The 7,733-nt window shown below is 68.6% G+C and carries 10 protein-coding genes; 6 read left to right on the forward strand and 4 right to left on the reverse strand.

Features of this window, described 5'->3' with window-relative positions:
* Positions 1-650 (reverse strand): isocitrate lyase/phosphoenolpyruvate mutase family protein (locus VLF18_RS20195; RefSeq protein ID WP_325281433.1); only part of this gene is annotated, 650 nt, incomplete at its 3' end.
* A 220-nt stretch (positions 651-870) separates the two neighbouring features.
* On the opposite strand from VLF18_RS20195, the gene VLF18_RS20200 reads away from it, so the two are divergent.
* Entirely contained in the window at positions 871-1,587 is a 717-nt protein-coding gene (locus VLF18_RS20200) for a TorF family putative porin (protein ID WP_325281434.1), read from the forward strand.
* Positions 1,588-1,726: 139 nt separating this feature from the next.
* Here VLF18_RS20200 and VLF18_RS20205 read toward each other — a convergent pair whose 3' ends face one another.
* Positions 1,727-2,200 (reverse strand): YbaK/EbsC family protein, encoded by a 474-nt coding sequence (locus tag VLF18_RS20205; RefSeq protein ID WP_325281435.1) that lies wholly within the window; start codon positions 2,198-2,200, stop codon positions 1,727-1,729.
* Here VLF18_RS20205 and VLF18_RS20210 point away from each other — a divergent pair.
* Positions 2,199-2,441 (forward strand): hypothetical protein, encoded by a 243-nt coding sequence (locus tag VLF18_RS20210; RefSeq protein WP_325281436.1) that lies wholly within the window; start codon positions 2,199-2,201, stop codon positions 2,439-2,441. The two genes, VLF18_RS20205 and VLF18_RS20210, sit on opposite strands and share 2 nt — an antisense overlap.
* A 110-nt stretch (positions 2,442-2,551) precedes the next feature.
* Here the strand turns inward: VLF18_RS20210 and VLF18_RS20215 are convergent, their stop codons facing one another.
* The gene (locus tag VLF18_RS20215) at positions 2,552-3,058 is read right to left on the reverse strand and encodes a DUF1993 domain-containing protein (RefSeq protein ID WP_325281437.1); all 507 of its coding nucleotides are present in this window, start codon (positions 3,056-3,058) and stop codon (positions 2,552-2,554) included.
* 164 nt (positions 3,059-3,222) lie between these two features.
* Between VLF18_RS20215 and VLF18_RS20220 the strand changes: the two genes are divergently transcribed.
* The 4 genes from VLF18_RS20220 to VLF18_RS20235 all read left to right on the forward strand — a co-directional run bounded on the left by VLF18_RS20220 (position 3,223) and on the right by VLF18_RS20235 (position 6,519).
* Positions 3,223-4,431: an FAD-dependent oxidoreductase gene (locus tag VLF18_RS20220; protein WP_325281442.1), complete on the forward strand. Its 1,209-nt coding sequence runs from the start codon at positions 3,223-3,225 to the stop codon at positions 4,429-4,431.
* A 79-nt stretch (positions 4,432-4,510) separates the two neighbouring features.
* Positions 4,511-4,969 carry a hemerythrin domain-containing protein gene (locus tag VLF18_RS20225; RefSeq protein ID WP_325281438.1) on the forward strand — a complete coding sequence of 153 codons (459 nt, stop codon included), beginning with the start codon at positions 4,511-4,513 and terminating at the stop codon, positions 4,967-4,969.
* A 73-nt stretch (positions 4,970-5,042) separates the two neighbouring features.
* Positions 5,043-5,912 carry a PhzF family phenazine biosynthesis protein gene (locus VLF18_RS20230; RefSeq protein ID WP_325281439.1) on the forward strand — a complete coding sequence of 290 codons (870 nt, stop codon included), beginning with the start codon at positions 5,043-5,045 and terminating at the stop codon, positions 5,910-5,912.
* 112 nt (positions 5,913-6,024) lie between these two features.
* On the forward strand, positions 6,025-6,519 hold the full coding sequence (locus VLF18_RS20235) for a pyridoxamine 5'-phosphate oxidase family protein (protein WP_414717251.1): 495 nt from the start codon (positions 6,025-6,027) through the stop codon (positions 6,517-6,519).
* 19 nt (positions 6,520-6,538) lie between these two features.
* Here the strand turns inward: VLF18_RS20235 and VLF18_RS20240 are convergent, their stop codons facing one another.
* Entirely contained in the window at positions 6,539-7,612 is a 1,074-nt protein-coding gene (locus VLF18_RS20240; RefSeq protein WP_325281441.1) for an ROK family protein, read from the reverse strand.
* Between the last annotated feature and the right edge of the window lie 121 nt (positions 7,613-7,733).

Raw genomic sequence — 7,733 nt, forward strand, 5'->3', positions numbered from 1 at the left:
CTGCCGCCGATCATCACGTTGACCGGCAGCGGCGACGCCGCGGCGATCTTGGCGATCAGGCCGGCGTCGACGAGACCCGGCACGAACACCCCGTCGGCGCCGGCCTTCGCATAGGCGTCGGCGCGTTCGAGCGCGGCCTCGACCATGGCCGCGTCGTGCGCGTCGGCCGGTTTCTGGAAGAACACGTCGCAGCGAGCATTGATGAAAAACGCGACATCGCTGCGATCCGCCGCGGCGCGCGCCTGCGCGATGCGCGCGGCCGCCGCGTCGACGGGACGCAGGCTGCCGTCGGCGGGAAAGCTGTCCTCGAGATTGCAGCCGATCGCACCGGCCCCGATCGCCGCGGCGATGGTGCGGCCGACCTCGGCCGGCGTCTCGCCGTAGCCGCTTTCGACATCGAAGGTCACCGGCAGCTTGGCCGTCGCGACGATGCGGCGCAGATTCGCGAGCGCCGTGTCCAGCGGAATCTGCTCGCCGTCGGGATAGCCGTGTGCGGCGGCGACCGACCAGCTTCCGGTCGCCAGCGCCGGGGCGCCGGCGTCGGCCACGGCTTTCGCGCTGCCGGCGTCCCAGACGTTGAAGAGCACCAGCGGGCGGCCGGCGACATGCAGCGAGCGGAAGGTCTTTGCGTGGTCGTGTTGCGTGGTCATGGCGGTCTCGATGGCGGGGGAGGAGATCGCCGCGGCTGCGGCGTCGGCGCGTAGCTTCGCCAGTCGCAGGGCATGGCCGCAATGACGCACCAGGTCATGCGGATTTGACCTCCGAGGTCATGGCCGCGCGTTCGGCTCGCGCGCGCCGCGTCGTTCGCCCTGTCGGCACCGCCGCGCTTTGCTACCTTCGCCGCCACGCCCCCGCGTGAAAGGACCTCGCATGATTCGCCGCCCTACCCGATCCGACGCGCTCCGATTCCTCGCGCCGCTCGCATCCTCCCTGTGCGCACTCGCCGCCGGCGCCGCGACCGCCGCGGATTTCAGCGGCACGCTGACGGCAACCAGCGACTACGTGCTCCGCGGCGTCTCGCAGACGCAGGGCGACCCGGCCGCTCAGCTCGGCGCGCGGCTCGCATTCGAGTCGGGATTCTATGCGGCGCTCTGGGGTTCGCAGGTCGATTTCGGTCCGGCGCTCGGCACCGACGCCGAGATCGACGCGAGTCTCGGCTTCAACCGCAACCTCGGCGAGCGCTGGAACCTCGACCTGAATCTGACGCGCTATCTCTACACCGGCACGCGCGGCGACGCGAATCTCGACTACAACGAAGTCATCGCGACGCTGACGCTCGACCAGCGCTGGTGGGGCCTCGTCGCGTGGTCCGAGGATGTGTTCGCGAGCGGCCGCCGCGGCGTCTACTCCGAACTCGGCGCGAAGTTTCCGCTCGACGAGCGCTGGCGCCTCGAAACGATCGCGGCCTACTACGACCTCGACGACGCCTACGAGGACAGCTATACGCGCGCGCAGTTCTCGGCGATCTGCCGCGTCGGCGCGGTCGATCTGCGCGCGTCGGCACACTGGACCAGCAGCGCGGCCGAACGGCTGTTTCCGGGCGGCGGCGACAGCCGCGCGGAAGTAGCGGCAACGTGGAGTTTTTAACAAATAGAGGGTGGTTGGAAACTGGCGAGCGATTCCGCCGGTTTCCGGCCGCACGTGTGTTCCCGACGAAGGCGCAGCAGGCCGGACCGGGAAGCCCTTGCGCTCCAGTCACCAAAAACTCCTCTCCGTTTCTTCTCTCTCAGTGCGTTATCCGCGCAATGCGCCGCAACCGTCTTGGATGCACGAGCTGTTCGAAGAGCGCGAACGGAATCCGAATCAGCTCGGTGTGCGTGCCGGCATTGAAGGCGATTTCCTCGTCTTCGGACAGCGCGTCGTCGACGTAGACGTCGAGCCCGTAGAGATTGCCGAACGGCGGCATCGCGCCGGCTTCGCAATCGGGAAACAGCGCGGCGAATTCGCTTTCGTTCGCGAGCTCGACCGCTTCGCAGCCGGTCGCGAGTCCGAGCGCGGCGAGATCGAGGCGGCGGTCCGCGCCGAGCACGGCCATGGCCATGCGGCCGTCGAGCTTCACCATGACGGTCTTCGCGAAATCGTGTTCGTCGAGCTGCGCGCTCATCGCCGTGTCGTGTGCGGTCTGCGCGCGGGCGTGGTGGATCGTTTCGAAACCGATGCCCTGCTCATGCAGGTAGCGTTGCAACCGGGGTTCGGACATGGCCCTGACCTCCGCAGCCGGGGCGCATTCCGAGGCGCGCGGCCGAGTCGTGCGAGCGGACGCCGGCATCCTGCCGGCGCGGATGGGCGGCGGACGCCGCCAGGCGCTCGCCGACCGCTGCAGACTGCCGCGTCGGCCTACAGTCGATTCCGCGTACGGCGGCGATCTGCGCGAGCAGGTTACTCCTGTCGCGCAGCCGCCCGCCAGCGGACACGAGTGTCACGATGGCGATCAATCGTGACAAAACGATTCCGGTACATTCGACAGGATCGGCGACGGCAAAAACGCCGGAACGGCGGTTTTCAGCGCGCTGAAGAAAAAGCCGAGGCCGCCATCGCGCCGCGGCCGGGCTCAGCGCCCGCCGATGAAATCGCGCTTGCCGAGCTCTACGCCGTTGTGACGCAGGATCAAGTAAACCGCGGTCACATGGAAATAAAAATTCGGCACCGCAAAGCCCACGAGATAGTCGCGGCCCTGGAACACGAGTTCCTCGGCACGCGTCGGAACGCGGACTTCCCGCTGCTCGGCGCCGTCGAACGCGGCGTCGTCGACCGAATCGACGTAGGCCAGGGTCTTCGCGATGCGTTCCTTGAGTTCGGGCAGCGTCGTCTCGACATCCTCGAACACCGGCGCTTTCTGACCTGCCAGGCGCGCGGCCATGAACTTGCCCATGTCGCAGGCGATCTGCACCTGGCGCGTCAGCGGGAACATGTCGGGCGCGAGGCGCGAGCCGAGCAGCACGCCCGCGTCGAAATTCCTGCCCGCCGCAAACGCGGCGGCCTTGTCGAGCAGCGTGTCGAGCACGGTCAGGTTGCGGCGGACCGTCGTCTTTACGAGTTGCGCAATGGACAGCGTCATACGGAGCGATACCTCACGTCGGGAGAGAAAGACCTTTTCATGGCGGCGCGGCGGCAGCCAGCGCCGATTTCGCCAACGGCGCGACGGATGCGCCTCTCGTCCTTGCGGCGGAAGCGCGATCGCGTGCGGCCGACCGGCGCGGCCGCGACATGAGCACGCCGACCATGGATCTCAAGAGCGGCTATCCGTTCTGGGCAGTGAAGAACGGCCTGCTCGCGACCTTTCCGCCGCTGGACCGCGACGCGCGCTGCGACGTCGCCGTGATCGGCGCGGGCATCAGCGGCGCGCTGATCGCGCACGAACTCGCCCGGCACGGCCACGACGTACTCGTGCTCGACGAACGCGACGTGGCTTGGGGCAGCACGGCGGCGAGCACCGCGCTGATCCAGTATGAGATCGACACGCACCTGAGCGATCTTGCGCGGTGCCATGGACTCGCCTCGGCGCTGCTCGCGTATCGCGCCTGCGTCGAGGCGGTCGGCATGCTGCGCGCGATCGCGAAACACTGGCGGGATGCGGGCTGGCGCGACGCCGATTCGCTGTACTACGCGAGCCGCGCGCGGGACGCGAAGCCGCTCGCCGAAGAATTCGCGCTGCGCCGCGCGCACGGCTTCGACGTGGAGTGGCTCGATGCGGCACGTCTGCGCGAGCGCTACGGCTTCGCCGCACCGGCGGCCATCCTCAACCGGCCGGCCGCGGGCTTCGACCCGTACCGGCTGACCTGCCGGCTGCTGCAGCGCCTGCAGCGCGACGGCGCACGCGTCGTCGACCGCACGCGCGTCGACGCGATCCGCGCGCGCAGCCGCGACGTGCTGCTGACGACGCGCGAAGGGCTCGAGATCCGCGCGGCGCACGTCGTCGTCGCCGCGGGCTACGCGACGCAGCGCTGGCTGACGCAGCGCGTTGCGTACAACCGCAGCAGCTATGCGTTCGTCACCGATCCGATCGATCCGGCATTGCTCGGCCCGCTCGCCGACACGGTCCTCTGGGAGTCCGCACGTCCCTACCGCTATCTGCGCGCGACCGCGGACCATCGCCTCATCGTCGGCGGCGAGGACGACGCGATCGATGTTCCCGCACGGCGCGACCGGCGTGTCGCGAAGAAAGCGTGCCGGCTGCTCGAGCGCGTCCGCGAACAGTTTCCGACGCTGCCGCTGCAGCCGACGTTTTCCTGGGCCGGCACGTTCGCCGAAACGCGCGACGGCCTGCCGTGGTTCGGCGCGCACCCGCAATACGGACCGCGCGTGCTGTTCGCGATGGCCTACGGCGGCAACGGCATCACGTATTCGACGCTCGGCGCCGGCCTGCTGCGCGCGCTGATCGAGCGCCGCACGCATCCGCTGAAGGCGCTGTTCGGGTTCGGTCGGGTTTGACCGGGAATCGGGAATCGTCAAAGCGGAACACGCACATCCGCGACTCCGCGGCTCATCGGATACAAAAAGGAAAAAAAACATGACCGAGACCATTTACGACGCGCTGCGCGAAAGCCACGAGATCCAGCGGTCGCTGTGCCGCAGGCTGCTGCGCTCGCAAGCCGGCACGGCGGCGCGCGCGGATCTGTTCAAGCAATTGCGCGTCGAACTCGCCGCGCACGAAGCGGCCGAGGAACGCTATCTGTACGTACCGATGCTCATGGACGACATGGGCCTCGACGCCTCGCGCCATGCGCTGCACGAGCATCACGAGCTCGACGAACTCGTCGAGGCGCTGCAGGTCGTCGACAAGTCCGGCGCGGCCTGGATGGCGACCGCGAAGAAGCTTTCGGAGAAAGTGCATCACCACCTGCGCGAAGAAGAGAAGAAATTCTTCCAGGTATCCGGAAAGATCATTCCCGATGCGCGCAAGATCGGCCTCGCGCGGAGCTACCGGCGCGATCACGCGCGGCTCCTGAAGAAACTCGCCGAGGGCTGAGCAACCCGCAGCACTGCGGCGGGTGCGCGGGACGCCTGCGTCCGCTACGCTGTCGCTTCGCCTCGGAGCACTCATGCGCCGGCAACCGGTACGCTATTTCCATGTCGACGTGTTCGCGAGCCGCCGGCTCGCGGGCAACGGCCTCGCCGTGTTCCTCGGCACCGACGGCTGGAGCGACGACTACATGCACGAGCTCACGCGCGAGATGCGCCAGTTCGAGTCGATCTTTCTCGACGAGATCGACGACCTCGGGGCCGCTGCACGCATCTTCACGATGCAGGAGGAACTGCCGTTCGCCGGACACCCGGTCCTCGGCGCCGCAGCAGTGCTGCATCTCGCCCTCGTGCCGGCGGCCGAGGCCGCGCGCTGGCGCCTGCGCCTGCCGGCGCGCGAGGTCGAGGTCACCACGCAGCGCCGCAACGACGCACTGCTGGCCGAGATGGATCAGGGAATCGCGACGATCTCGCCGCCGATCGCGACCGCGGAGGCCGGTGCGCTGCTCGATGCGCTGGGCCTGCGCCCCGGCGACCTCGTCGACGACCTGCCGCTGCAGGTCGTCTCGACCGGCCTGCCCTACCTGATCGTGCCGGTCCGCGGCACCGTGCTCCGGCGCGCCGCGATCCGCACGCGCGATTTCGAAACGCAGCTCGCGGCAGTCGGCGCACGCTTCGTCTACGTGCTCGACCCGGCCGAACCCGAAGGCCGCACCTGGGACAATCTCGGCGACGTCGAAGACGTCGCCACCGGCAGCGCCGCCGGTCCGACCGCCGCCTATCTGCACCATCACGGCCGCGTACAGAGCGGCATTCCGTTCGTGCTGCACCAGGGCCGCTTCGCCGGCCGGCCGAGCGAACTCGGCCTGCGCATCGACGGCGGCCGCGTGTTCGTCAGCGGCGAGGTCTGGCCCGTCATCACCGGCCTGATGACGCCGGCGGCGGACTGACGCTTTTCCACAACCATACAAATCGCAAAGCGGGCGCGGCCGTGCGCGCTTCACGCGCATGCCACGCGGCCTCGCCTACGGTGGATGCCCCGTCCATGCCAAGGAGCGCGCCGTGAGCAATCCGCATGACCTCGAACAGAAGTTCTGGAAATCGCTGAAGTCCGACATGACCGTGATGCTCGGCCTCGACGGCGCCGAAGACGGCCACACCCGGCCGATGACCGCACAGTTCGAAGAAGAGCGCGGTCCTATCTGGTTCTTTACCTCGACCGACAACAAGCTCGTGCAGCAGCTCGCCGGCGCCGGCACGAGCGAACGCGCGACGTTCGCATTCAGCGCGAAAGGGCACGACCTGTTCGCAAGCGTGCAGGGCAACCTGCGCGTCGACAAGGATCGCGACGTCATCGATCGCCTGTGGAACGCCTTCATCGCCGCGTGGTACGAAGGCGGCAAGGACGATCCGAAACTGACCCTGCTGCGCCTGGACGCCGAACACGCGGAAATCTGGCTCAACGGCTCCAGCATCGTCGCCGGCGTCAAACTGCTGCTCGGCATCGATCCGAAGAAGTCGTACCAGGACAAGGTGGGGCAGGTCGACCTGCATTGATCGAAACGACGCGCCGGCCTCATTCGTCGGTGCGATTCAGAAACTGCGCGTTGCCGAGCCCCGTGCCTATCGTCAGCACGGCCCAGCGCGTCGCGTCGGCCATGTCAGGCAGTGCGCTCAGGCCCTGCACGACGGCGTCGTTGTGCAGCATCACGCAGGTCGCGTGGTCGCCGACGCGCGGCAGTCCCTGTACGAGCAGCGTCGGCAGGTGGAAGCGTCGCGCCTGCCAGTTGCCGGGCAGATTGCCGGTGCCCTGCTCGATGCGACCGTCGAGGCGCACGCGGCCGGGACATCCGACGCCGATGAACGGCGCGACGCGCAGCTTCTGACGCGCCGCATACGCGACGAGCTTTCTCAGCATCGCGATCAATTCCTCGACGACGCTCTCGCGCGTCGGCGTCTCGTCGCCGTGGCGCCAGAGCAGCATCTTCGCGACGCGCGGCTCGCCCTCGCGCCGCGGCAGACGCAGCAGGCCCGCACGCACGTTCGTGCCGCCGATGTCGATCGCGAGCATCGCGTCGAATCCGGCGAGCACCCACGACGGCATCAGGTAGGCCGACCCGATCAGGCCGGCCTCGTCCGGGTCGTGCCGGATCGGATGCAGCACGACGTCGATGCCGTAGTCCTGCAGCAGCAGCTGCGCGCGGCCGATCGCGAGTTCGCCGACACGCGATGCGCGGAAGCCGCCGCCGACGGCGATGTGCGACACGGCGTTCCAGGCGCGCGCATGGAACACGCGGATCACGTCGAACAGCGCGCGCGCGAAATCCTCGATCGCCGACTGGATCACGCCGGCCGCGGCCGAACTGCCCTGCTTCAGCGTCCTGTCGAGCATTTTCTTCGTCAGTTCTTCGCTCGGCGTGTCGCCGAACGGGTCCTCGCCGGTCTTGCGCAGTGTCGTGCGCCATGTCTCGATGCGGTCGAAGAACACGCGCTTGGCGGCCTCGTCGCCGACATAGCGCCCCTGACGCCGCAACTCCGTGTTGTAGCCCTCGACGACGACCTGCGGCAGCAGCGCCGCGCCGTGCCCCGGCAGCGGCAGGCGGGCGGCCAGTTCGTCTTCGTGTTCGCGCAATGCGGATTCGGCAACCACGCCCGTCCTCCGTTCCGTGACGACGGGCTCGACGATCGCAGCACGACGGTGAGCGCGCCGCGAAAGCCACGACGCGCCCGCACTCGCCGCTGCGCCGTCACGGACACGCGACCGGCCGGCC

It is taken from the genome of Tahibacter sp., from assembly GCF_035481375.1.
In the GTDB taxonomy this organism is placed as follows: domain Bacteria; phylum Pseudomonadota; class Gammaproteobacteria; order Xanthomonadales; family Rhodanobacteraceae; genus Tahibacter.